The sequence below is a fragment of the Variovorax pasteuri genome, assembly GCF_051216435.1.
Taxonomy (GTDB): domain Bacteria; phylum Pseudomonadota; class Gammaproteobacteria; order Burkholderiales; family Burkholderiaceae_C; genus Variovorax.
The window spans coordinates 572,296-594,330 of the sequence record NZ_JBPJZS010000001.1 but is presented as its reverse complement, the minus strand read 5'-3'; the positions used below and the strand labels follow the sequence as shown (position 1 = coordinate 594,330).

General features: G+C 69.0%; 19 protein-coding genes. 16 read left to right on the top strand and 3 right to left on the bottom strand.

What is annotated here, in order from left to right; translation table 11 throughout:
• The first annotated feature begins 199 nt into the window (after positions 1–199).
• From ACSFBM_RS02715 to ACSFBM_RS02705, 3 genes are read left to right on the top strand one after another with little or no spacing between them, the layout of a single operon-like run.
• Positions 200–1,432, top strand: a complete 1,233-nt coding sequence (locus ACSFBM_RS02715; protein WP_435483023.1) for an efflux RND transporter periplasmic adaptor subunit — start codon at positions 200–202, stop codon at positions 1,430–1,432.
• 12 nt (positions 1,433–1,444) lie between these two features.
• Complete coding sequence (locus tag ACSFBM_RS02710; protein WP_435483022.1) at positions 1,445–4,615, top strand: efflux RND transporter permease subunit; 3,171 nt, start codon at positions 1,445–1,447, stop codon at positions 4,613–4,615.
• The gene (locus tag ACSFBM_RS02705; protein ID WP_435483021.1) at positions 4,615–6,063 is read left to right on the top strand and encodes an efflux transporter outer membrane subunit; all 1,449 of its coding nucleotides are present in this window, start codon (positions 4,615–4,617) and stop codon (positions 6,061–6,063) included. Before ACSFBM_RS02710 ends, ACSFBM_RS02705 begins: the two co-directional genes overlap by 1 nt.
• On the opposite strand, the gene ACSFBM_RS02700 is transcribed toward ACSFBM_RS02705, so the two are convergent.
• Both ACSFBM_RS02700 and ACSFBM_RS02695 read right to left on the bottom strand, forming a co-directional pair.
• Entirely contained in the window at positions 6,060–7,397 is a 1,338-nt protein-coding gene (locus ACSFBM_RS02700) for a hypothetical protein (protein WP_435483020.1), read from the bottom strand. The genes ACSFBM_RS02705 and ACSFBM_RS02700 overlap by 4 nt on opposite strands.
• 41 nt (positions 7,398–7,438) lie before the next feature.
• Complete coding sequence (locus ACSFBM_RS02695; protein ID WP_435483019.1) at positions 7,439–7,978, bottom strand: hypothetical protein; 540 nt, start codon at positions 7,976–7,978, stop codon at positions 7,439–7,441.
• 161 nt (positions 7,979–8,139) lie between these two features.
• On the opposite strand from ACSFBM_RS02695, the gene ACSFBM_RS02690 reads away from it, so the two are divergent.
• The 5 genes from ACSFBM_RS02690 to ACSFBM_RS02670 all read left to right on the top strand — a co-directional run bounded on the left by ACSFBM_RS02690 (position 8,140) and on the right by ACSFBM_RS02670 (position 10,844).
• Positions 8,140–8,715 (top strand): RNA polymerase sigma factor, encoded by a 576-nt coding sequence (locus tag ACSFBM_RS02690; RefSeq protein WP_435483018.1) that lies wholly within the window; start codon positions 8,140–8,142, stop codon positions 8,713–8,715.
• Positions 8,716–8,740: 25 nt separating this feature from the next.
• Positions 8,741–9,502 carry an anti-sigma factor gene (locus ACSFBM_RS02685; RefSeq protein WP_435483017.1) on the top strand — a complete coding sequence of 254 codons (762 nt, stop codon included), beginning with the start codon at positions 8,741–8,743 and terminating at the stop codon, positions 9,500–9,502.
• 95 nt (positions 9,503–9,597) lie between these two features.
• Positions 9,598–10,335 (top strand): SGNH/GDSL hydrolase family protein, encoded by a 738-nt coding sequence (locus tag ACSFBM_RS02680; protein WP_435483016.1) that lies wholly within the window; start codon positions 9,598–9,600, stop codon positions 10,333–10,335.
• 129 nt (positions 10,336–10,464) lie between these two features.
• A complete protein-coding gene (locus ACSFBM_RS02675; protein ID WP_435483015.1) occupies positions 10,465–10,587 on the top strand; it encodes a hypothetical protein in 123 nt (40 codons plus the stop codon).
• Positions 10,584–10,844 carry a hypothetical protein gene (locus ACSFBM_RS02670; protein ID WP_435483014.1) on the top strand — a complete coding sequence of 87 codons (261 nt, stop codon included), beginning with the start codon at positions 10,584–10,586 and terminating at the stop codon, positions 10,842–10,844. The genes ACSFBM_RS02675 and ACSFBM_RS02670 overlap by 4 nt, the downstream gene beginning before the upstream one ends.
• Positions 10,845–10,853: 9 nt before the next feature.
• On the opposite strand, the gene opgC is transcribed toward ACSFBM_RS02670, so the two are convergent.
• On the bottom strand, positions 10,854–11,996 hold the full coding sequence (gene opgC / locus ACSFBM_RS02665; protein ID WP_435483013.1) for an OpgC domain-containing protein: 1,143 nt from the start codon (positions 11,994–11,996) through the stop codon (positions 10,854–10,856).
• A gap of 172 nt (positions 11,997–12,168) precedes the next feature.
• Here opgC and ACSFBM_RS02660 point away from each other — a divergent pair, with 172 nt between their 5' ends.
• From ACSFBM_RS02660 to ACSFBM_RS02625, 8 genes are all read left to right on the top strand, one after another.
• Complete coding sequence (locus ACSFBM_RS02660) at positions 12,169–18,195, top strand: alpha-2-macroglobulin family protein (protein ID WP_435483012.1); 6,027 nt, start codon at positions 12,169–12,171, stop codon at positions 18,193–18,195.
• A 61-nt stretch (positions 18,196–18,256) separates the two neighbouring features.
• Positions 18,257–18,907 carry a hypothetical protein gene (locus tag ACSFBM_RS02655; protein WP_435483011.1) on the top strand — a complete coding sequence of 217 codons (651 nt, stop codon included), beginning with the start codon at positions 18,257–18,259 and terminating at the stop codon, positions 18,905–18,907.
• A gap of 14 nt (positions 18,908–18,921) precedes the next feature.
• Complete coding sequence (locus tag ACSFBM_RS02650; RefSeq protein WP_435483010.1) at positions 18,922–19,320, top strand: VOC family protein; 399 nt, start codon at positions 18,922–18,924, stop codon at positions 19,318–19,320.
• Positions 19,317–19,895 carry a hypothetical protein gene (locus tag ACSFBM_RS02645; RefSeq protein ID WP_435483009.1) on the top strand — a complete coding sequence of 193 codons (579 nt, stop codon included), beginning with the start codon at positions 19,317–19,319 and terminating at the stop codon, positions 19,893–19,895. The genes ACSFBM_RS02650 and ACSFBM_RS02645 overlap by 4 nt, the downstream gene beginning before the upstream one ends.
• Before the next feature lie 2 nt (positions 19,896–19,897).
• Complete coding sequence (locus tag ACSFBM_RS02640) at positions 19,898–20,281, top strand: 2OG-Fe(II) oxygenase family protein (RefSeq protein WP_435483008.1); 384 nt, start codon at positions 19,898–19,900, stop codon at positions 20,279–20,281.
• Between the two features lie 16 nt (positions 20,282–20,297).
• On the top strand, positions 20,298–20,522 hold the full coding sequence (locus ACSFBM_RS02635; RefSeq protein ID WP_435483007.1) for a hypothetical protein: 225 nt from the start codon (positions 20,298–20,300) through the stop codon (positions 20,520–20,522).
• Between the two features lie 81 nt (positions 20,523–20,603).
• A complete protein-coding gene (locus ACSFBM_RS02630; RefSeq protein WP_435483006.1) occupies positions 20,604–20,972 on the top strand; it encodes a SnoaL-like domain-containing protein in 369 nt (122 codons plus the stop codon).
• Positions 20,973–21,077: 105 nt separating this feature from the next.
• The gene (locus tag ACSFBM_RS02625; RefSeq protein WP_435435204.1) at positions 21,078–21,995 is read left to right on the top strand and encodes a LysR family transcriptional regulator; all 918 of its coding nucleotides are present in this window, start codon (positions 21,078–21,080) and stop codon (positions 21,993–21,995) included.
• Positions 21,996–22,035: the final 40 nt, after the last annotated feature.

The window sequence follows — 22,035 nt, the reverse complement described above, 5'->3', positions numbered from 1 at the left end:
AAACGGGCAGACACGCAGATGGGCAGACGGCTGCGGCCGTCACCTCACATGGCTGTCACGCGATCTCCACGCCATGGCACTGCAATTGCAGTAAACAGCGTGTAAAGCCGCCCCCGCCCCCCATGCCTCGTTGAACTTGAGGGCGCTCACTCGCTCCATCCGGGGCAATCCCCGCTTCCTTACCTCCATAACCTGTCTGATGCCTGACCAAACCCCTTCCCGCTTCGCCCTGCTGTTCACGGCCCTGGCCATCGCCGCGCTCGCAGCTTGCTCGCGCACCAGCGTGGAGACGCCAGGCACGGCCAAAGCCGCCGCCGCACCAGAAAAGGAGGTCGGCACCGTCACCCTGAAGCACGAGACGCTGGCGCTGAGCACCGAACTGCCCGGGCGCACCATGGCCCCGGTGATCGCCGAGATCCGGCCGCAGGTCGGCGGCATCCTGAAGGAGCGGCTCTTTACAGAAGGCTCGCAGGTCAAGGCCGGCCAGGTGCTCTACCAGCTCGACCCGGCGCCGTTGCAGGCGGCCCACGCCAGCGCGCAGGCCAGCGTGCGCAAGGCCGATTCGGCCCTGGCCACCTCGCGCACCGTGGCCCGCCGCAACGCCGAGCTGGTGAAGATCGACGCCATCAGCCGCCAGGTGTTCGACGAGTCGCAGGCCGCCGAGCAGCAGGCCGAGGCCGACCTCGCCGTGGCGCGCGCCGCCGAGCAGACCGCGCGCATCCAGCTGGGCTACACGCGCATCACCTCGCCGATCACGGGCTGGGCCGAGCTGTCGAGCGTCACGCCCGGTGCGCTGGTCACGGCCAACCAGGCCGCGGTGATGACCACCGTGCAGCAGCTCGACCCCATTCACGTGCACGTCACGCAGTCGAGCAGCGAGCTGCTGCGCCTGAAGCGCGAACTCGCCAGCGGCCGCCTGCAGCGCGCGAGCGATGCCGAGGCCCGCATCCAGCTGGTGCTGGAAGACGGCAGCAAGTACCCGCACCCCGGCCGCCTGACGTTCAGCGGCGTCACCGTCGATGCCGGCACCGGCAGCGTCACGCTGCGCGCGGTGGTGCCCAACCCCGACAGGCTGCTGATGCCCGGCATGTACGTGCGCGCCGTGCTGCAGGAAGGCGTGAACGCCACCGCCCTGCTGGTGCCGCAACAGGCCGTGACGCGCGCGCCCGACGGCAGCGCCTCCACGCTGGTGATCGACGGGGAGAGCAAGGTCGCCAAGCGCGCCATCCACGTCGGGCGCGCGGTCGGCACGCGCTGGCAGGTGCTCGACGGCCTGGCCGCGGGCGACCGCGTGATGACCGAAGGCTCGCAGCGCGTGAAGGTGGGCGACAAGGTGAAGGTGGTCGACCTGGGCAGCAAGGCCGCGCCCGGCCCCGTGGCCAGCGCGCAACCCGACGCGGCCGACGCCGCCACCTCCCCCGTGACGCGCTGAGGACCGACCCACATGGCGCAGTTCTTCATCGACCGTCCCATCTTCGCGTGGGTGCTTTCCATCGTCGTCATGCTCGCGGGGCTGATGGCCATCCGCACGCTGCCGCTGGAGCAGTATCCCGACATCGCGCCGCCGCGCGTGTCCATCAACGCCACCTACACGGGCGCCTCCGCCAAGACGGTGGAAGACTCGGTCACGCAGGTCATCGAGCAGCAGCTCAAGGGGCTGGACAACCTGCTGTACATGCAGTCGACCAGCAACTCGTCGGGCGTGGCGCGCCTGTCGCTCACCTTCAATGCGGGCACCAGCATCGACGTGGCCCAGATGCAGGTGCAGAACAAGCTGCAGCAGGCCATGTCGCGCCTGCCGCAGCAGGTGCAGAGCCGCGGCGTCACCGTGACCAAGGGCGGCAACGACTTCCTGATGATCGTGTCGATGTACTCCGGCGACGGCAGCGCCTCGGCGGTGGACGTGGGCGACTACATCTCCAGCAACCTGGTGGACATCATCAGCCGCATCGACGGCGTGGGTGAAGTGCAGACGCTGGGCACCGGCTACGCCATGCGCCTGTGGCTGGACCCCGACAAGCTGCGCAAGTACGCGCTGATGCCCTCGGACGTGAACAGCGCCATCACCGCGCAGAACGCGCAGGTCTCGGCCGGCCAGCTGGGCGCGCTGCCGGCCAATGCGCAGCAGCAGCTCACCGCCACCATCACGGCGCGCAGCAAGCTGAAGACGGCGGAGCAGTTCGAGAACGTGGTGCTGCGCGTCACCCCCGACGGCGCCGTGGTGCGCCTGAAGGACGTCGCCCGCGTGGAGCTCGGCGCGGAAAACCTCACGGTGCGCTCGCTGCTCGACGGCCGGCCCGGCGCGGGCCTGGGCGTGGTGCTGGCCGACGGTGCCAACGCGGTGCAGGTGGCCGAGGCCGTGAAGGCCAAGGTCGAGGAGCTCAAGCCCCTGTTCCCCAACCAGCTGCAGACCTTCGTGAGCTACGACACCACGCCTTTCGTGAGCGCGTCCATCGACGAGGTGGTCAAGGCGCTGCTGGAGGCCATGCTGCTGGTGGTGCTGGTGATGTATGTGTTTTTGCAGAACATGCGCGCCACGCTGATCCCGGCGATTGCGGTGCCGGTGGTGCTGCTGGGCACCTTCGGCGTGCTGTCCATCGCGGGCTACTCGATCAACACGCTCACCATGTTCGGCATGGTGCTGGCCATCGGCCTGCTGGTGGACGACGCCATCGTGGTGGTGGAGAACGTCGAGCGCGTGATGCACGAAGAGGGCCTGTCGCCCAAGGAGGCCACGCGCAAGTCGATGGCCGAGATCACGCCGGCGCTGGTCGGCATTGCGCTGGTGCTGTCGGCGGTGTTCATCCCGATGGCCTTCTTCGGCGGCTCCACGGGCGTGATCTACCGCCAGTTCTCGATCACCATCGTCTCGGCGATGGCGCTGTCGGTGTTCGTGGCGCTCACGCTCACGCCGGCGCTGTGCGCCACGCTGCTCAAGCCGGTGAAGAAGGGTGAGCATGCGGTGCCGCGCCGCGGCCTGCTGGGCCGGGTCGACCGCTTCTTTGCGGCCTTCAACCGCGGCTTCGACCGGAGCGCCGACCGCTACGAAGGCATCGTGGGCGGCATCGTGCGGCGCGGCAAGCGCAGCATGGTGGTGTACCTGCTGATCGCGGGCGTGATGGCGCTGCTGTTCCTGCGGCTGCCCACCTCCTTCCTGCCCGACGAAGACCAGGCCTTCCTGCAGGTGCAGGTGAGCTTGCCGCCGGGCGCGTCGAATGCACGGCTGCAGCCGGTGGTCGAGCAGGTGCAGCAATATTTCAGCAAGCAGGCCGAGGTGCTGAGCGTGAACGTCATCACCGGGCAGAACGGCGACCAGAGCTCGGCGCGCGCCTTCGTCAAGCTCAAGGACTGGGGCGAGCGCACAGGCACCGGCCAGTCGGCGGCCAAATTGACGCGGCGCGCCAACAAGGAGCTGTCGACCATCCGCGATGCGCGCGTGTTCGTGCTGCTGCCGCCGGCGGTGCGCGGGCTGGGCGCCAATGCGGGCTTCAACTTTCACCTGAAGGACATCAACGGCCTGGGCCACGACGCGCTGGTGAAGGCGCGCGACCAGGCCGTCGAGCTGCTGGGCAAGCGCCCCGAGGTGGCGAATGTGCGCAGCAACAACCTGGACGACACGCCCGAGTTCGCGGTGGACATCGACGACGCGCGCGCCGGCGCACTGAGCCTGGCCACGTCGGACATCGACAGCACGCTGTCGAGCGCCATGGGCGGCACCTACATCAACGACTTTCTCGACAAGGGCCGCGTGAAGCGCGTGTACATGCAGGGCGACACCGACTTCCGCATGCTGCCCGCCGACATCGACCGCTGGAGCGTGCGCAACAGCCTGGGCCAGATGGTGCCGTTCCCCGCGTTCTCCAGCTCGCGCTGGAGCTACGGCTCGCCGCAGCTGCAGCGCTACAACGGCAGCCCGAGCTACGAGTTCGTGGGCGACGCGGCCGCCGGTGTGAGTTCCGGCGACGCCATGGCCGCGGTGGACGAGGTGATGAAGCAGATGCCGCCTGGCATCGGCTACGAATGGACCGGCGCGTCGTTCCAGGAACGCCTGTCGGGCGCGCAGGCGCCCATGCTCTACGCCATTTCGATCCTGTTCGTGTTCCTGTGCCTGGCCGCGCTGTACGAGAGCTGGTCGGTGCCGTTCTCGGTGATCCTGGTGGTGCCGCTGGGCATCGTGGGGGCGCTGCTGTTCACGAGCTTCCGGGGACTGAGCAACGACGTGTACTTCCAGGTCGGCCTGCTGACCACGGTGGGGCTGTCGTCGAAGAACGCCATCCTGATCGTCGAGTTCGCCAAGCAGCTGCAGGAGCAGGGCAAGGGCGTGGTCGAGGCCACGCTGCAGGCGGTGCGCCTGCGGCTGCGCCCCATCCTGATGACCTCGCTGGCCTTCGGCTTCGGCGTGCTGCCGCTGGCGCTGGGCACCGGCGCGGGCGCGGGCGGGCGCCAGTCGATCGGTACCGCGGTGCTGGGCGGCATGGTGGTGGGCACGGCGCTGGGCATCTTCTTCGTGCCGCTGTTCTTTGCGCTGATTCGGGGCTGGTTGGAGGGGCGTCGCAAGCCGCAGCCGAAGCCCGAGGCCACTGCAGGCACCACAGCCGAACAGGGAGGCCACTGATGAAGCGCGCCTTCCCCCTTCGCTCGGTCGCGCTCGCGGCCTTGGCGTGCGCCGTGCTCGCGGGCTGCGTGAACCTCGCACCTGAATATGCGGCGCCGGCCTTGCCCGTACCGCAGGCCCTGCCCTCCTCCGGCGTGGACGGCATAGACGGCGTGGGGGCCCCGACGCCGATCGACGTCGGCTGGCGCAGCTTCTTCGTCGAGCCGAAGCTGCAGGGCACGATCGAACTCGCGCTGGCCAACAACCGCGACCTGCGCGTGGCCGCTCTCAACATCGAGCGCGCGCGGGCCCAGTACGGCATTGCGCGCGCCGGCCTGTTCCCCACGGTGGACGCCGGCGCGGGCGGCAGCCGCTCGCGCACGCCGGGCAGCCTGTCGAACAGCGGCGAGCCGCGCATCGCCTCGCAGTACAGCGCCGACCTGGGCCTGACGAACTACGAGATCGACCTGTTCGGGCGCGTGCGCAACCTGAGCGAGGCGGCGCTGCAGAGCTACTTCCAGACCGAGGCCACGCAACGCAGCACGCAGATCAGCCTGGTCGCTGCCGTGGCCACCGCGTGGCTGCAACTGGCCGCCGACGAACAGCGCCTGCAGCTGGCGCGCAACACGCTGGACAGCCAGCGCAAGTCCTTCGACCTGATCGAGCGCAGCCACCGGCTGGGCGCGCAGTCGGGCCTGGCGCTCGCGCAGGCGCAGAGCACGGTCGACGCCGCGCGCGCCGACGCGGCGGCCTTCGACAGCCAGGTCGAGCAGGCGCGCAATGCGCTCACGCTGCTGGTCGGCGCCACACCGCCGGCCGAGTTGCTGCCGGTGCCGCCCGCGTCCGACACGGCGGAACCCGCCGCGGCTGCGCAACTTCTGGTGCCGCCGCCCGGCCTGCCTTCGAGCGTGCTGCAGCAGCGCCCCGACGTGCTGGCCGCCGAACATGCCCTGCGCGCGAGCAACGCCGACATCGGCGCCGCGCGCGCCGCGTTCTTTCCGCGCATCGCGCTCACCGCGTCGGCGGGCACGGCGAGCAGCACGCTGTCGGGCCTGTTCTCGGGCGGCAGCAAGGCCTGGAGCTTCGCGCCTTCGGTCAGCGTGCCGATCTTCGACGGCGGTGCCAACCGCGCGAACCTGCGCGTGGCGCAGGCGCAGCAGAAGATCGAGATCGCCACGTACGAAAAGGCGGTGCAGACGGCCTTCCGCGAAGTGGCCGATGCACTGGCCGAGCGGCGCACGCTGGCCGAACGGCTGGCCGCGCAGCGCTCGCTGCTGGGCGCCACCTCGCGCAGCTTCGCGCTGTCGCAGTCGCTGTTTCGCAGCGGCGCGAGCAACTACCTCGACGTGCTCGACGCGCAGCGCGCGTACTACGCCGCGCAGCAGACGCTGATCGGCCTGCAGCTCACCGAGCAGACCAACCGGCTGTCGATCTACAAGGCGCTGGGCGGGGGCTGGAAGGAAAGCTAGGCCGAGGGCGCCGTGGTTGCAGCGTCGGCGGCCGGTGCCGGGCGCAGCAGCCAGCGCACTTCCTGCGTCTGCTCGCTGTTCGGGTAGCGCGCCTCCATCGTGGCCAGGATGGGCTGCGCCATGTCGGCGCGGCCCAGGCCCTGCACCAGCGCGCGGGCGGCCAGCTCGTAGGCCTGCGGAATGGTCTCGTGGCCGCGAAAGCGCTTGTCGAAGCCCGAGATCAGCGCCAGCGTGGCGTGCGCATCGCGGCCGCGCCACTCGGCGCGCGCCATGGCGATCACCAGGGCCGCGTCGTCGAGCGCGAAGGCCTTGTCCTTTTCCTTGCAGGCCTTGAAGACCTTCAGCGCCTCGGACGACAGGTCGCGCCGCATCAGCAGCGCAATGAAGCGCCGCGCGTGGTCGAGCATGGTGGCGCTCTTGTCGGGCATGAGCGCCAGCACGCGGTGGTAGCGGCGCTGCGCCGCCAGGTCGTCCGACGCGGCCGTGCGCTGCGCCTCGTAGGCGGTGCCCAGCGCGGCGGGCAGGTCGCCCTCGGTGACGAGTTGCGCCACCTCGGCGTCGATGCGCTGCGCGGCGATCTGCTCGGGCGTGCGGCGGTCCACCGGGCCGCCGCCGTCGAGCTCGCTGCCCGGCACGGCGTCGAAGCCGAAAGCCTCGTGGTGCTGAAACATCACGTAGCCCAGCAGGCTGGCCATCACCCAGCCGAAGTAGATGAAGGCGAAGTTGACGATCGGCAGCACGATGCGCCCGTCGAACATCGGCAGCACCAGCTGCAGCGCCACCTGCGCGCCCGTGCTCAGCAGGAACAGGAAGAAGCACAGCAGCGCGTACGGCCAGCCGATGGTGCGCATCGCGTCCATCACGTGGCCGGGGTTCATGGCCTGGAAGAAGCTGCCCGACTGCACCAGCACGATCACCGCCGCCGGGAAGGTGAACGACATGACAAAGAGGCCGACCGTGCCCAAGATGGGCGCGTAGTACGCGAGCCAGCCGATCAGCAGCGCCTGCACCAGCGAAATGGCGAACAGCTTCCACGGCAGGTAGGTCCATTCGTCGCTGGACTCGCGGCCGAAGTCGGCCGAGTCGCGGATGCCGCGCGCGCCCAGCGCAATGACCTTGAAGCCGTAGCGGCTGGCCGCCAGCATGATGCCGATCTCGATCAGCGCCAGGGCCAGCATGTCGGGCAGGAAGAACACGCCCTCGAACAGCAGGCTGCAGAACGACAGCACCAGCCCGTAAGCCAGCGGCCGCAGCTGGAACGGAAAGGCGAAGAAGCTGTTCAGGCGATGCCAGAACGGCGGAGGCGGCGGGAGCGAGTCCCGGGTGGCGAGCATGGCGGCGCCTGCTTTCTGTGTGGGTTCCGGGGGGTCGGGAGTTACTTGCGGAAGAAGTCGCTCTGGCTCATGGCGCCGCGCCCGCCCAGGCGCACCACGGTGCTGTCCTCGGCGTGCACCAGGCGCATCTGGCCGAGTTCGCGCTCCAGGCGCTGGTTGAAGCTGGTCTTGAGCTGGAGGGCCGATTCGCCCATCTTCAGCACGCTGGTGCCCTTGACCAGCGCGCTCTTGCGGTCGGGAGCGACTTCGACGGAGTCGATGTGATAGTCGTAGTCCACCGACAGGATGTTGCCGGTGCGCTCGCCGACCAGCGCCAGGTTTTCGAAGGTCTTGTGCACCCCGCGGCAGGCGCTGTCGCGGTCGTGGGTGTTTTCCTCGGTGCGCCCCATCACCGTCGTCCTGGTCTCTATCACCACCTTGCGGCTGAGCTGCTTGCACAGCCGGTCGGCGTCGCGCTCGACCACGGCGCGCGCCTCGCTGCGGTAGTAGTCGCGCACCATCGGCTCGTCGAGCTTGCGGCCGCCGACAAAGAAATACCAGGCGCCCACGCAGAGCGCCAAGACGATCGCAATTTGCTTCATTCCTTCTCCACCCGCGCTGTGCGCCCCACTCGTTTTGCGGCGCAGTATACGTTTACAACTTGTGTTTGCAAATGTTTCTGAACGGTCGCCGCACGCCCTGAATCCGACCGGCGGCAGCGCCCGTATATCTGGCATGCGCACCGATGCCCGACAATCCGCGGATGACTGCACCCAGCCCCGACGCCGAACTGATGGCGCTGATCGACAGGATCGGCCATCGCGACGAAGCCGCCCTGCGGCAGCTCTACGACCGCACCGCGCCCAAGCTCATGGGGCTGGCGATGCGCGTCGTGCGGCAACGCGAATGGGCCGAGGACGTGATCCAGGAGGCTTTTTTGACGGTCTGGCGAGTCGCCGGCGACTATCGCTCGTCGCTCAGCCCGCCGCTGGCCTGGCTGGGGCTGATCGTGCGCAGCCGGGCCCTCGACCTGTTGCGCCGGCGCACCGCCGACCGGGCGCAGCTGACCCAGGAATTCGACGAGCTCATGGCCGACCAGATGGAGTCGGATGCGCCCAACCCGGTCGACACGGCCGACGCCAGCGAGCAGGCCTGGGCGCTGCATCAGTGCCTGGCCCAGCTCGAGGGCAAGCAGCGCGAGGTGGTCAGCCTGGCCTACCTGCGCGAAATGAGCCACGGCGAACTGGCCGAGCAGCTCAAGCTGCCGCTGGGCACGGTCAAGACATGGATCCGGCGCGGGCTGGAAAAACTTCGCGTCTGCATGGGACGCTTCGCTTGAGCGCGACGAAGAAGACAGGCCTGCCATGAAACTCACTGCCCACCCCGAACTGCTCGAACTCCTCGCCGCCAGCCACGCGCTCGGCACCCTGCGCGGCGGCGCCCGCCGCCGCTTCGAAGCCCTGGCCCGCGAACAGGCGCCGGTGCGCGCCGCCGCGCTGGTCTGGCAAGGCCGGCTCGCCAGCATGACCGAGCTGCAACCCTCGGTCGTGCCCGACCCCGCCGTGTGGACCCGCATCCGCAACATGATCGATGCCGAGCAGGCCAAGGCCGCCATCGAGCGCCAGCGCGACGCGGCCAATGCCCGCGACGCCGCCAGGCCGCAGCCCGGCGGCTGGCTGCGCAGCCTGGCGCTGTGGCGCGGCGCCACCGCGGCCGGCGCGCTGGCCACCGTGCTTGCCGTGGTGGTGGGGCTCAACCTGCGCGACCAGTTGCAGAACGCGCCGACGGTGCAGTACGTGGCCGTGCTGTCCGACGACCAGTCCGCCGCCTCGATGCTCGTGACCTTCGACCCCAGGAAGAAGCAGCTGTCGCTGCAGCGCGTGGGCAGCTACAGCGAAGGCGCCGACAAGTCGCTGCAGCTGTGGGCCCTGGCGCCCGGTGCGGCGCCGCGTTCGCTCGGCGTGATGGACAAGGCCCCGGCGTTGCGCCTGGCCGCCTCGGAATCCGACGTGCATGCCGTGCCGACCCTGGCCGTGACCCTCGAGGCCAAGGGCGGCGTGCCTGCGGGCAGCGGCCCCAAAGGCCCGGTGGTGTTCAAGGGCGCCCTCATCGAGAAGACAATCTAGGGTTGCAAGCCGCCTCGTGCCGACAACGGCCGCGCGGTCCCATGCCAGAAACCTGATTTTTCTCCGCTGTGTCCTCTGTCTTCCCGATGACTTCGATGAAAACCGCGTTGGCTGCGGCCGTGCTGCTCGTGGCGGCGCTGGGCGCGCATGCGCAGTCCGCTTCCTTCTTTCCCCAGGAATCCGAGACGGCCGCCGCCGAGGCTGCGTCCGCCCGCGACTACCTGGCCGCCAAGGAGCGCTGGCACAACGAGCTGGCCGCCTTCGCGCGCGCCGACCAGGACCGCTTTCCGGCCGCTGGCGGCGTGGTGTTCGTCGGCAGCTCCACGGTGCGCATGTGGACGCGCCTTCAGCAGGACTTTGCGCGCGTGCCCGGCGGCGTGGTCAACCGCGGCTTCGGCGGCTCCACGCTGAACGACTGCAGCCTGTTCGCGCGCGACCTGGTGGTGCGCTACAAGCCGCGCCAGGTGGTGGTGTATGCAGGCGACAACGACCTGGCCGAAGGCCGCACGCCGCTGCAGGTGCTCGACAGCTTTGCCCGTTTTGCCAACGCGGTGCGCGCCGAGTTGCCCGACACCCGCATCAGCTTCGTGTCGGTCAAGCCCAGCCCGTCGCGCGAGCAGCTCATGCCGCAGATCCGCGAGACCAACCACATCATCTCGGCCTACCTGAACCTGCTGCCCAACAGCGAGTACATCGACATCTACACGCCGATGCTCGGTGCCGACGGCCGGCCGCGGCCGGAGCTGTTTCGCGGCGACAGGCTGCACATGACGGACGAGGGCTACCGGTTGTGGCACTCGGTGATCGCCTCGCACCTTCCCACGGCGCCCTGACGCGTTCGGACGCCTTCCGAGGCATCTAGAGGCGCGCCGACCCCTCGACAAAGCGCCACGCCATGCGCTTGCGCACCTGAACGCACGCTTTCGGCTTAGCGCCTCCCCAACGGTACGCTCAGGGTGCCGATGAACGAGATCGTGGGACGCGCGGGCGGCAGCGCCGCGGCCAGCGGCGAAATGTTCTACGGGGTCGAGATGAAACTCGTGCCCGGCACCAACCAGATCATCACTTCCTACCCCGTCAAATGAGAAAACTCTATGGGTCCAGCACCTGCGCGAACTGCCGCCAGGGCCGTCTCCTGTTCCAGAACGACACCACCAACGAGCGCGTGTACGTGCATTGCGAGGAATGTGAATGGGGCTGGCTGCACCCCGAAGGCCTGGGCGACGTGGCCCAGGGCTTCCTCACGCTACTGAGCGACTTCGAGAGCACCGATGCGACGCTGGAAGATGTCCAGCGCAGCGAGTGGCGCGACCACATCGCGGGTTCGTTCGAGGAAGCGTAGAACCCCGGATCACGCGGCCGATGGCTGCGACGGCATGTCGTCCGCCGGCGGCGGAAGGTCGACGCCGCGCGTGAAGCGCGCCACGCCGTACATCCCCGCGAACACCGCCACCAGCAGCAGGCCGTCGCCCCACCAGGGCCGCGCGGTCTGGCTGTCGCCGTAGAAGGCCAGCACCAGCAGCACCGCCACCAGGTGCGCGCAGAACACCGGCAGCGAGGCCGAGCCCATCGCCTCCAGCCAGTGCATGCGCGGCAGGCGGCGCATCAGCCAGGGGCCGAAGCGCACCGCCAGGATGCCCAGCGCCAGCAGGTTCACCAGCCGCAGCGGGCCCAGCTGCCACTTGTCGAACAGCAGGTTCAGTTCGACGTCGCCGCCGAACGGCGCCTGCCCGTTGATGCCGTGATGCCGCCAGTAGAGCCCGTACAGCGCGACGCCCGCGGCCAGCACCAGCAGCCACCACGGAAAGCGCAGCGGCTTCGCCTCGGGGCCGTTGCGGGTGGCGCCGATGCACAGCCCCGCGAACCACAGGAACTGCCAGGCGTAGGTGTTGAACGCGCCCATCTCGTGGAACGGCACCGGCACGCCCAGGTAATGCACGGCCAGCCCGTAGACCCATTCGCTCAGGCCGAACTGCGCCGCCGCCCACACGGTGGCGCTCACCACCATCACCCAGTTCCAGCCATGGCGCATGGCAAAGGCCAGCACCCAGGGGCTCAGAAGCATGAAAAAGATGTACATCGGCAGGATGTCGAGCAGGGCCGGCTCGTAGATCAGCAGCAGCCCGTACAGGAAGCCGTCGCGCGGCTCGGCCAGGTAGTAGGACACCAGGTTCTTCACCGCCGGCTGGTCGATGTGCAGGCCCACCGCGGCAATCACCGTGAACAGGAACAGCAGGATCGCCGCCTGGCAGAGATAGACCTTCACCACGCGCCGCCAGAAGGCCTTGCGCATCGAGTCCACCCCGCGCGCAAAGCCGATGCGGCTGTACACCAGCCCGGCCACGAAGGCCGACAGCAGCACGAAGCCCTCGGCGGCCGACACGAAACCGAAGGGCTGGCCCAGCGGGTCGGTCAGCCGCGTGGGCAGGTGGGTGACGGTCATCAGCACGAGCATCAGCCCGCGCAAGGCGTCTATTTCCCAGTAGCGTTTCATCGGTCGGCGGCAAGGTCTTGGTGGCGGTCCGCGCGGCGCACGCAAGACAGCGCCCGATTGTAAGAAGAGTGGCGTAAGCCCCGCCCGCAGCCGGTCGACATATGACCCTTGGCACTGCCGAACTGACGCGCAAATCGGCTACGCTGCGCGCTGCCCCAAGGAGGAGTTCCCCGTGACCCGTTTCGTTCCCACATGGCTCTTTGCTGCCGGCGTGCTGCTGGCCGGCCCGAGCTTTGCCCTTCAGATCACCAGCCTGAGCCCGCAGGGCGAGGTGGCGCGCGTGCGGCAGATCGTCGCCAAGTTCGACCAGGCCGCCGTCAATTTCGGCGACCCCAAGGCGCCCGCGCCGCTCTCGGTGAGCTGCTCCGACGCGCAGGCCGGCAAGGGCACCGGCCGCTGGACCGACGCCAAGGCCTGGGTCTACGACTTCGAGAACGACCTTCCCCCGGGCGTGCGCTGTACGGTCACGCGCATTCCCACCTTCAAGCCCAGCGCCGGCGGCGAGCTGACCGGCCCGGAGCGCTACCAGTTCAACACCGGCGGCCCGTTCGTGCGCAGCTACATGCCGGGCAGCTACAGCCGCATCGACGAACAGCAGATGTTCGTGCTCGAGCTCAACGGTGCGGCCACGCTGGACAGCGTGCGCCAGAACATCTGGTGCGCCGCCGACGGCGTGGGCGAGCGCATTCCGGTCAAGCTGCTCGACGGCGACCAGCGCGCCGGCCTGCTCAAGGCCTTCGGCCGCGACAAGGCCGCAGAGAAAGACCCGCTTCGCTTCGTCACCCTGCAGTGCAACCGCACGCTCACGCCGGGCGCCAAGGTGCAGGTGGTGTACGGCAAGGGCGTCGCGACGCCCTCGGGTGTGGCCAACAACGTGGAGCGCCGCCTCGAGTTCCAGGTGCGCGAACCCTTTGCGGTGTCGTTCACCTGCGAGCGCGAGAACGCGCAGGCCGCCTGTTTGCCGCTGCGTCCGATGCAGCTGACGTTCAACGCGCCGGTCACGCGCAAGCTGGCTTCGCAGATCCAGCTCAAGGGCGGCGACAAGACGGTCAAGGCCCAGCTCGAAAACGACGGCGGCACGCAGAGCGACGACGACGTGGTCAACGGCGTGTACTTCGGCCCGCCGCTGGCCGAGAGCACCCAGTTCAGCATCGAGCTGCCCTCCAAGTTCGAGGACGCCTCGGGCCGCCCGCTGGCCTCGCCGGGCAGCTTTCCGCTGAAGGTGGCGACCGGCATGATGCCGCCGCTGGCCAAGTTCGCCGCCTCGCCCTTCGGCGTGGTCGAGCGCCTGGCCGAGCCCGACACCCCGGCCATGATGCCGGTGACGGTGCGCCGCGTGGAGCCGCAGCTGATGGTGCAGGCGCTCACGCCCGGCAAGGTGAGCGACATGAACCCGAAGACCGACGCGGAAATCGTCGCGTGGTTCCGCAAGGTGCGCCGCTACGACAGCTACAGCATCTCGCGCGAACAGGCGCGCAAGGACGTGAAGGGCCCGCTGCCCCCCGTCATCGACAAGGACGACCGCACCTCGCTGCAGACCCGCATGCTGTCGCTGCTGGCCGGCCAGCCGGGCGTGAAGGCGCTGGACATGCCCAAGTCGGACGGCGGCGACCCGCGCCCCTTCGAAGTCATCGGCATTCCACTGACCCCCGGCTTCCACGTGCTGGAAATCGCCTCGCAGAAGCTCGGTGAAGCCTTGCTCGACGAGCGCTACAACGCCGGTCGCACGATGTACGTGCGCACCACCGCGCTGGCCACCAACCTGGCCGTGCACTTCAAGCTGGGCCGCGAGAACTCGATGGCCTGGGTCACCACGCTGGACAAGGGCAAGGTCGTGGCCGGCGCCGAAGTGCGCGTGTCCAGCTGCGACGGCAAGGCCGTGGCCACCGGCACCACCGACGCGAACGGCATCGTGATGCTGAACGGCGTTTCGCCGCAGGCGCCGTCATGCAACGGCCCGAACGAATACGAGCAAGGCGCCTGGTTCGTCAGCGCCCGCGCCAAGGACGACAAGGGCGTGGAAGACCTCGCCTTCACCTGGAGCGACTGGCAGCGCGGCATCGAGCCCTGGCGCTTCAACGTGCCGACCAACCTGCAGCCCGAGCCCGACCGCATCGCCCACACCGTCTTCGACCGCACGCTGCTGCGCGCCGGCGAAACGGTGTCGATGAAGAGCCTGATCCGCACGCAGACCAGCAAGGGCTTCGGCCTGCCGGACCAGCGCCCCGACACGCTCGTCATCACCCACACCGGCAGCGGCCAGCGCTTCACCCAGCCGCTCGCCTGGCGCAAGACCGCCACCGGCGGGCTGAGCGCGGAGAACAGCTTTGCCATTCCGCCGGCCGCCAAGCTCGGCGTGTACGAGGTGATGCTGCGCACCGGCGGCGGCAAGGACGCCGACGGTGACGGGGACAGCGACGGCGAAGATGGCGGCAACAGCCGCAGCTTCAGCACCGGCATGTTCCGCGTCGAGGAATTCCGCCTCCCCGTGCTCGAAGGCCGCATCTCGCCCACCGAGAAGAAGCCGCTGGTCGCCGCGACCAGCGTGCCGACCGACGTGCAGATCAACTACGTGGCCGGCGGCGGTGCGGCCAACCTGCCGGTGCGCGTGTCGGCCATGGTGCGCGGCAAGGCCCTGAGCTTCTCCGACTACGACGCCTTCAGCTTCAACCCGCCGCGCGCCACGCAGGGCGACGGCAGCGAGGCCGCGGCGCCCGCGTCGGACTCGAACACCGGCGAGGAAGACCTCAACAGCGTGAACGACACCCGCGTGATCGCCGACAAGCTGCCCGTCACCCTGAACAAGGACGGCGCCGGCAAGGTCACCGTCGACAAGGTGCCCAAGGTCAAGTCCGCGCGCGAACTGCTGCTCGAAGCCACCTACGCCGACCCGAACGGCGAGGTGCAGACCATCCGCAGCACGCAGACGCTGTGGCCCGCATCGGTCATTGCCGGCATCAAGACCGAAGGCTGGGTCTCCACCAGCCAGAAGCTGAAGTTCCAGGCGCTCGCGCTCGACCTCACGGGCAAGCCCCAGGCCGGCGTGACGCTCAACGTGCGCGCCGTGGCGCGCATCACCACCACCAGCCGCAAGCGCATGGTGGGCGGCTTCTACACCTACGACAACAAGACCGAGACCAAAGACATCGGCACCGTGTGCAGCGGCAAGAGCGATGCGCGCGGCCTGCTGCTGTGCGAGTCGGAGCTGAAGGAAGCCGGCGAAGTGGAGCTCATTGCCAGCGCCACCGACGGCGAAGGCCGCGAGGCCAAGGCCGTGAGCTCGGTCTACGTGACCAAGCAGGGCGAGCTGTGGTTCGGCGGCGAGGACAACGACCGCATCGACGTGCTGCCCGAGAAGAAGAGCTACCAGCCCGGCGAGGTCGCAAAGTTCCAGGTGCGCAGCCCCTTCCGCTTCGCCACCGCGCTGGTGGCGGTGGAACGCGAAGGCATCATCGAGACGCACGTGGTGCAGCTCGACGGCAAGGACCCGACCGTCACCCTGCAGGTCAAGCCTGAGTGGGGCCCGAACGCCTACGTCAGCGTGCTCGCACTGCGCGGGCGCCTGCGCGAAGTGCCGTGGTACAGCTTCTTCACCTGGGGCTTCAAGTCGCCGCGCGACTGGTGGACGGCCTTCTGGTACGAAGGCAAGGAATACGTGGCGCCCACCGCCATGGTCGACCTGAGCAAGCCGGCCTACCGGCTCGGCATGGCTGAAATTCGCGTCGGCACGCGCGCCCACCAGCTCGACGTGACCGTCACCAGCGACAAGCCCAGCTACCCCATCCGCAGCAAGGCCCAGGTCACCATCACCGCCAAGCTGCCCGACGGCAAGCCGGCCGCTGGCGCCGAAGTGGCGCTGGCCGCGGTAGACCAGGCCCTGCTGGAGCTGATGCCCAACGACAGCTGGAACCTGCTCAACGCCATGCTGCAACGCCGCAGCTGGGGCGTGAGCACCTCCACCGCGCAGATGGAAATCGTCGGCCGGCGCCACTACGGGCGCAAGGCCGTGCCCGCGGGCGGCGGCGGCGGCAAGGGCCAGACGCGTGAACTGCTCGACACCCTGCTGGTGTGGAACCCGAAGGTGGTGCTCGACGCCAACGGCCAGGCCGTGGTGACGGTGCCGCTGAACGACGCGCTCACCACCTTCAAGATCGTGGCCGTGGCCGACTCGGGCACCAGCCTGTTCGGCACCGGGCAGACCAGCATCCAGGCCACGCAAGACCTGCAGATCATCAGCGGCCTGCCGCCGCTGGTGCGCGAGGACGACCAGTTCCGCGCCCAGATCACGCTGCGCAACACCACGCAAAAGCCGATGAAGGTGGAAGCCACGCCGCGCGCCACCCTGCTCACGCTGGAGCCGCAGACCGTGGACATCCCGGCCGGCGAGGCGCGTGAAGTGGCATGGACCGTGACCGCGCCCGCACAGCTCGCGCAGACGCGCGCCGAAGCCATCCTGTGGGAGATCGAGGCGAAAGACACCCTGGGCGGCGCACGCGATGCGCTCAAGGTGCGCCAGCGCATCGTGCCCTCGGTGCCGCTCACGGTGCAGCAGGCGACGCTGGTGCAGGTCGATGGCCCCTTCACGCTCGACGTGGCCCCGCCCGCCGACGCCCTCCCCGGCCGCGGCGGCTTGAAGCTGTCGCTGCAACCCAAGCTGGCCGAAGGCCTGCCGGGCGTGCGCGACTGGTTCGCCAACTACCCCTTCATCTGCCTCGAACAGAAGACCAGCAAGTCGGTCGGCCTGCGCGACGCGAAGATGTGGCAGGGCGTGCTGGCGACGCTGCCCACCTACCTGGACAGCGACGGCCTGGCCAACTACTTCCCGCCGCGCGACGGCGAGGCCAACCGCGGCAGCGACATCCTGACCTCGTACCTGCTCGCGGCCACCAGCGAAGCCAGCGCGCTCGACCCGGCCTTCGCGCTCGCCGATGACGTGCGCGCGCCGATGGAGTCGGGCCTGATCGCCTTCGTCGAAGGCCGCATCACGCGCGAGTTCTGGAGCCCGCGCAAGGACCTGGACGTGCGCAAGCTCGCAGCGCTCGAAGCGCTCTCGCGCTACGGCAAGGCCAAGGGAAGCATGCTCGGCAGCATCACCATCGCGCCGAACCAGTGGCCCACCAGCGCGGTGATCGACTGGCTCAACATCCTCAAGCGCGTGAACGACGTGCCACAGCGCCAGCAGCGCCTGGACGAGGCCAACAACGTGCTGAAGGCGCGCCTGTCGTACCAGGGCACCAAGCTGATCTTCAGCACCGAGCAGGACGACTACTGGTGGTGGCTGATGACCAACGGCGACGTCAACACCGCCCGCCTGCTGCTCAGCGTGATGGACGACCCGGCCTGGAAGGACGACATCGGCAAGCTGGCCAACGGCTTCATCGGCCGCCAGCAGAACGGCGCCTGGCACACCACCACCGCCAACTTGTGGGGCGGGCTGGCGCTGGAGAAGTTCAGCAAGGTGTTCGAGAGCACGCCGGTGGCCGGCGTCACGGCCGCCACGCTGGGCGCGGTGAAGGCGCAGGTCGACTGGAGCCGCGTCGAACGCGTGAAGACCAGCGACGCGGCCGGCGCACCCAACCAGACCACCTTCTTCGGCGCGCCCGCCTCGCCGGGCAACCTGAAGAACAACACGATGTTCCTGCCGTGGGCGGCGTCCCCTTCGGGCGCCCCGGTGCGCGACACGCTGCTGGTGACGCAGCAAGGCACCGGCAAGCCGTGGCTCACGCTGCAGTCGATTGCCGCCGTGCAATTGAAGGCGCCGTTCGCCGCCGGCTACGCGCTCAAGAAGACCATCACTCCGGTCGAGCAGGCCACCGCGGGCAAGTACACCCGCGGCGACGTGCTGCGCGTGACCATCGAGGTGAACGCCAGCGCCGACATGACCTGGGTCGTCATCAGCGACCCGATTCCGGGCGGCGCCACCATCCTGGGCGGCGGCCTGGGCCGCGACTCGCAGATCGCCACGCAGGGCGAGAAGAAGTCGGGCGCGGGCTGGCCGGCTTTCGAGGAGCGCAGCTTCGAGGCCTTCCGCAGCTACTACGAGTACCTGCCCAAGGGCGTGGTGAAGATGGAATACACCGTGCGCCTGAACAACGTCGGCGACTTCGCGCTGCCGCCCAGCCGCGTCGAGGCGATGTACGCGCCGGAGATGTTCGGCGAGACGCCCAATGCGCGGGTGAAGGTGGAGGCGGCGAAGTAAGCCGCACGCCACACACGACACGACACGACACGACACGACACGAAAAAAAGGGAGAACCCACATGGGACTGGCCATCAGCGTCGGCACGCTTGCCGACTTTCTGCAAAACGACCCCGAAGGCGCCGAGTGGTTCGAGGGCGACTTCGAGATCGTGAACGCCGTGCTGGCGGCAGCAGGCCTGCCGCCGCACGTCGAGCCGCGCGAGCTGCCGCCGCTGGATTCGCGGGCCTCGCTGGACGGGTTTCCGTACTCGTTCATCCACTACCTGCGCCGCGCCTATGCGCATTGCGTGGTGTCGCCCGGCTGGACGGCGACGCCGGTGGAAGAAGGTGACGATCCGTCGGAAGACCCGGCCGTGCAGGAAGCGCTCGACATCGCGGAAAGCCACCTGATCTGCCACTCGGACGCGGAAGGCTTCTACGTGCCGGTCGACTTCGAGGAGGTGCTGTTCTCCGAATCCGAGTCGGAAGACGAGGCGCTGACCGGCGGCATGCTCGGCTCGTCGTACCGGTTGCGCGACGAGCTCGTGCAGGTCGCGCCCGCGCTCGGCATCACGCTGACCGACGGGCAGCTGTCGGACGCGGAAGCGGCGCGCATCGGCGCGCTAGGCGAGAGCGACGAAGGGCTGTACCGCGAGTACGACGCGTGGCTGCTGCTTTATGAAATGGCGCGGCTGAGCATTGCGCACAAGACGGCCATCGTCTTCTCCTGAGCGCGCCCCGCCCCATGACGACCCGCCGGCTGGCCACCGTCACCCTGCTCGTGCGCGACTACGACGAAGCCATCCGCTTCTTCACCGAGGCGCTGCGCTTCGAGCTTGTCGAAGACACGCCACGCGGACCGGGCAAGCGCTGGGTGGTGGTCGCACCCACGCACGGCGCAGGCGCCGCGCTGCTGCTGGCCAAGGCCGTGACCGACGAGCAGGCGGCCGGCATCGGCAAGCAGGCCGGTGGCCGGGTCTTCCTGTTCCTCCACACCTCGGACTTCGCCGGCGACCACGCCCACATGACGTCGCATGGCGTGCGCTTTCTCGAAGCGCCGCGCCATGAGCCGCACGGCACGGTGGCCGTCTTCCAGGACCTCTGCGGCAACAAGTGGGACCTGATCCAGCCGAGCGACGCATGACCCGCAACCGCATCTTCTTCCCGGGCAACCCCTGGCCCGAAGGCCACGCGGTCGACGAGTTCCAGTGGAAGGCCAGCGTGCGCGACGGCCAGGTGTGGTTCGACCTGCACCTGCAAACCGCGGCCTGCGACGCGGAGCGCGAGATCGAAGAGGCCGGCGAGGAAGAAGACAAAGAAGACGAAGAAGACGACGACGAAGATTTCGCTTCGGACTGGGAGGCCCCCGGCGTGTGGACCAACTACCACCGCTGCACGATCTCCTCGACGAAGTGGCCCGGGTACCGCGGCTTCGCGGTCGGGCCCGTGGCCGGCTACAGCCTCGAAAGCCTGGACGGTTTCGAAGCCACCGTGGACGACCCGCCGCCCACGGACCAGAGCACCAACGCCTTGCACATCTACCTCTTCAGCCACGGTGCGGTGGCACGCCACCGCATCCGGTTCGAACGCATCGCGGGCACCGCCCGCTTCGACATCACCTGGACCGGGCGCATCGCGCTGAGCTTCGGCGGCGACCGCGACTACGACCGCGAGTTCACCGCCACGCTCTTCGGCATCGAGGCGCCCGCCCCGGCCTGACGATGCGCTGGTTCGCGTCATTGCACAGCTACTTCGCGCAGGCCTTCCGCTGGCAGCGCGGTCGCCAGGGCACGGGCTACGACAAGATGCTGCTGGCCACCGCGCGCTGGCCGCTGCCCTTCGACAGCTACCTGCTGCGCTACCCCGAAGGCTCGGAGATTCCGCCGCACACCGACCCGGTGCAGGCCGGGCGGCACTACCGGCTCAACATCGTGCTGAAGTCGCCGCGCGCGGGCGGCGAGTTCGTGTGCGCCGACCCGATCTTCGAGACGCGGCGCATCAAGCTCTTCAGGCCCGATGCCTGCGAGCACAGCGTGACGCGGGTGGTGGGCGGCAGCCGCTATGTGTTCTCGCTGGGCTGGGTGCGCCCGGCACGGTCCCGTTGATCCCGAGGATCCCTCAATGGCCTACCTGCTGCCCCTGCTTTTCTTGCTTCCCCTGGCTGCCGTCGTGCTCTTCGGCGGCTATCTGCTGCGTGCGATCCTGCCTCGGCAACATGCGCTGCAATCGCGGCTCACCGACGAAGCCATCGCTGACTACGTCGGCCTCGCCATGAAGAACGTGAAGGGCATCCTCGGCGTCCTCTTGGTCATCTACTTTCTGGTGGTCGGCTTTCTCTACGGCTGACCGCGCTGCAGGCAGTGTCGAACGCCCTCCGGCGCACGCATCGGCCTAAACTGCCCCTCCCCTCTTCTTCAGGAGAAAGCCATGACCACGATGGAAATCGCGAACCAGCTAGTCGCGCTGTGCCGGCAAGGAAAGTTCCAGGACGCCAGGGCGCTCTACGCCGACGACGCCGTGAGCGTCGAGGCGGGCGCGCCGCCCGGCGGCCAGCGCGAGGCCGTGGGCCTGGCGGCCATCGAGGCCAAGGGCAAGTGGTGGACCGACAACCACGAGGTGCACTCGGCCAAGATCACCGGCCCGTGGCCGCACGACGACCGCTTCATCGTCGGCTTCGAATTCGACGTGACCATGAAGCCCACGGGCCAGCGCTTCACGATGGAAGAAGCGGGCCTGTACACGGTGAAGGACGGGGCCATCGTGCGCGAAGAGTTCTTCTATTCGATGGGCGGCTGAAGACCGGCGCGCGCGGCGTCGGTTGCGGCAACCGCGGGGGCCGGCCCACCCGCCACGGCACACTCCCGGGCACGAACCCCGGCAAAATGCCCCGCAGGTGCCCTCATGAACACAAGATTTGTCGAAGCCTTTCTCTGGGCCGCCAGGCTGGGCAGCTTCCGCGCGGCCAGCGACCGGCTGCACATCACGCAGGCGGCGGTATCCAACCGCGTCGCCTCGCTCGAAGAAGACATCGGCGCACGCCTGTTCGAACGCGATGCGCGCGAACTGCGGCTCACGCCGGTGGGCGTGCGGCTCATGGACTACGGCGAGCGCCTGCTCGAGCTGCGCCGCGAGATCGTCTCACTCGGCCGCCCGCGCGAAGACCTGCTGGGGCTGGTGCGCATCGGCGCCATCGAGACCGTCGTGCACACCTGGCTGCTCGGCTTTCTGACCAACCTGCGCTCCACCTACCCCGGCATCGAGGTGCAGCTGACCTCCGAGACCACGCTGGCCCTGCACCGCGGCCTGCGCGAAGGGGCGCTCGACATCGCGCTGCAGACCGACCACATCGCCGGCGCGGGCATCGTGAGCACGCCGTGCCTGCCGATGCCCATGGGCTGGGTCGGGCCGCAGGGCGCCGAAGCGACGCAGACGGTCGACCAGCTGCTGCGCCAGCCCGTGCTGACCATGAGCCCCGGCTCGCAGCCGCACGAGGCGCTGAAGAACCTGTACCGCGCGGCGGGCATTCCGCTGGGCAAGGTGCACTGCGTGAGCTCCATCTCCGCGCTGGCGCGGCTGGTGAAGTCGGGCTTCGGCAACGCGCTGGTGCCGCTGCCGCCGGTGTACGAGTACGTGGCCAGCGGCGACGTGCGCATCATCGAATGCGATGCGCTCATCTCGCCGCAGCGGCTGGTGGTGAGCCACCTGGAGGCGGCCGACTCCGATGCCATCCGCCTCGTGGCCGAGCTGGCATGCCGGGCGTCGGACCAGTTCACGGCCTCGGCAATCGCACCAACCTGGAGCGGCACTTCAGAGGGTTAACCCTCGAAATCGTGCATTTCCGCCCCACGAAGGGGCCAGT

What these genes read in the sequence shown, in the direction of transcription:
- ACSFBM_RS02715 (WP_435483023.1), top strand. Translation starts at nt 200, where the DNA reads ATGCCTGACCAAACCCCTTCCCGCTTCGCCCTGCTGTTCACGGCCCTG.
- ACSFBM_RS02710 (WP_435483022.1), top strand. Translation starts at nt 1,445, where the DNA reads ATGGCGCAGTTCTTCATCGACCGTCCCATCTTCGCGTGGGTGCTTTCC.
- ACSFBM_RS02705 (WP_435483021.1), top strand. Translation starts at nt 4,615, where the DNA reads ATGAAGCGCGCCTTCCCCCTTCGCTCGGTCGCGCTCGCGGCCTTGGCG.
- ACSFBM_RS02700 (WP_435483020.1), bottom strand. Translation starts at nt 7,397, where the DNA reads ATGCTCGCCACCCGGGACTCGCTCCCGCCGCCTCCGCCGTTCTGGCAT.
- ACSFBM_RS02695 (WP_435483019.1), bottom strand. Translation starts at nt 7,978, where the DNA reads ATGAAGCAAATTGCGATCGTCTTGGCGCTCTGCGTGGGCGCCTGGTAT.
- ACSFBM_RS02690 (WP_435483018.1), top strand. Translation starts at nt 8,140, where the DNA reads ATGACTGCACCCAGCCCCGACGCCGAACTGATGGCGCTGATCGACAGG.
- ACSFBM_RS02685 (WP_435483017.1), top strand. Translation starts at nt 8,741, where the DNA reads ATGAAACTCACTGCCCACCCCGAACTGCTCGAACTCCTCGCCGCCAGC.
- ACSFBM_RS02680 (WP_435483016.1), top strand. Translation starts at nt 9,598, where the DNA reads ATGAAAACCGCGTTGGCTGCGGCCGTGCTGCTCGTGGCGGCGCTGGGC.
- ACSFBM_RS02675 (WP_435483015.1), top strand. Translation starts at nt 10,465, where the DNA reads ATGAACGAGATCGTGGGACGCGCGGGCGGCAGCGCCGCGGCCAGCGGC.
- ACSFBM_RS02670 (WP_435483014.1), top strand. Translation starts at nt 10,584, where the DNA reads ATGAGAAAACTCTATGGGTCCAGCACCTGCGCGAACTGCCGCCAGGGC.
- opgC (WP_435483013.1), bottom strand. Translation starts at nt 11,996, where the DNA reads ATGAAACGCTACTGGGAAATAGACGCCTTGCGCGGGCTGATGCTCGTG.
- ACSFBM_RS02655 (WP_435483011.1), top strand. Translation starts at nt 18,257, where the DNA reads ATGGGACTGGCCATCAGCGTCGGCACGCTTGCCGACTTTCTGCAAAAC.
- ACSFBM_RS02650 (WP_435483010.1), top strand. Translation starts at nt 18,922, where the DNA reads ATGACGACCCGCCGGCTGGCCACCGTCACCCTGCTCGTGCGCGACTAC.
- ACSFBM_RS02645 (WP_435483009.1), top strand. Translation starts at nt 19,317, where the DNA reads ATGACCCGCAACCGCATCTTCTTCCCGGGCAACCCCTGGCCCGAAGGC.
- ACSFBM_RS02640 (WP_435483008.1), top strand. Translation starts at nt 19,898, where the DNA reads ATGCGCTGGTTCGCGTCATTGCACAGCTACTTCGCGCAGGCCTTCCGC.
- ACSFBM_RS02635 (WP_435483007.1), top strand. Translation starts at nt 20,298, where the DNA reads ATGGCCTACCTGCTGCCCCTGCTTTTCTTGCTTCCCCTGGCTGCCGTC.
- ACSFBM_RS02630 (WP_435483006.1), top strand. Translation starts at nt 20,604, where the DNA reads ATGACCACGATGGAAATCGCGAACCAGCTAGTCGCGCTGTGCCGGCAA.
- ACSFBM_RS02625 (WP_435435204.1), top strand. Translation starts at nt 21,078, where the DNA reads ATGAACACAAGATTTGTCGAAGCCTTTCTCTGGGCCGCCAGGCTGGGC.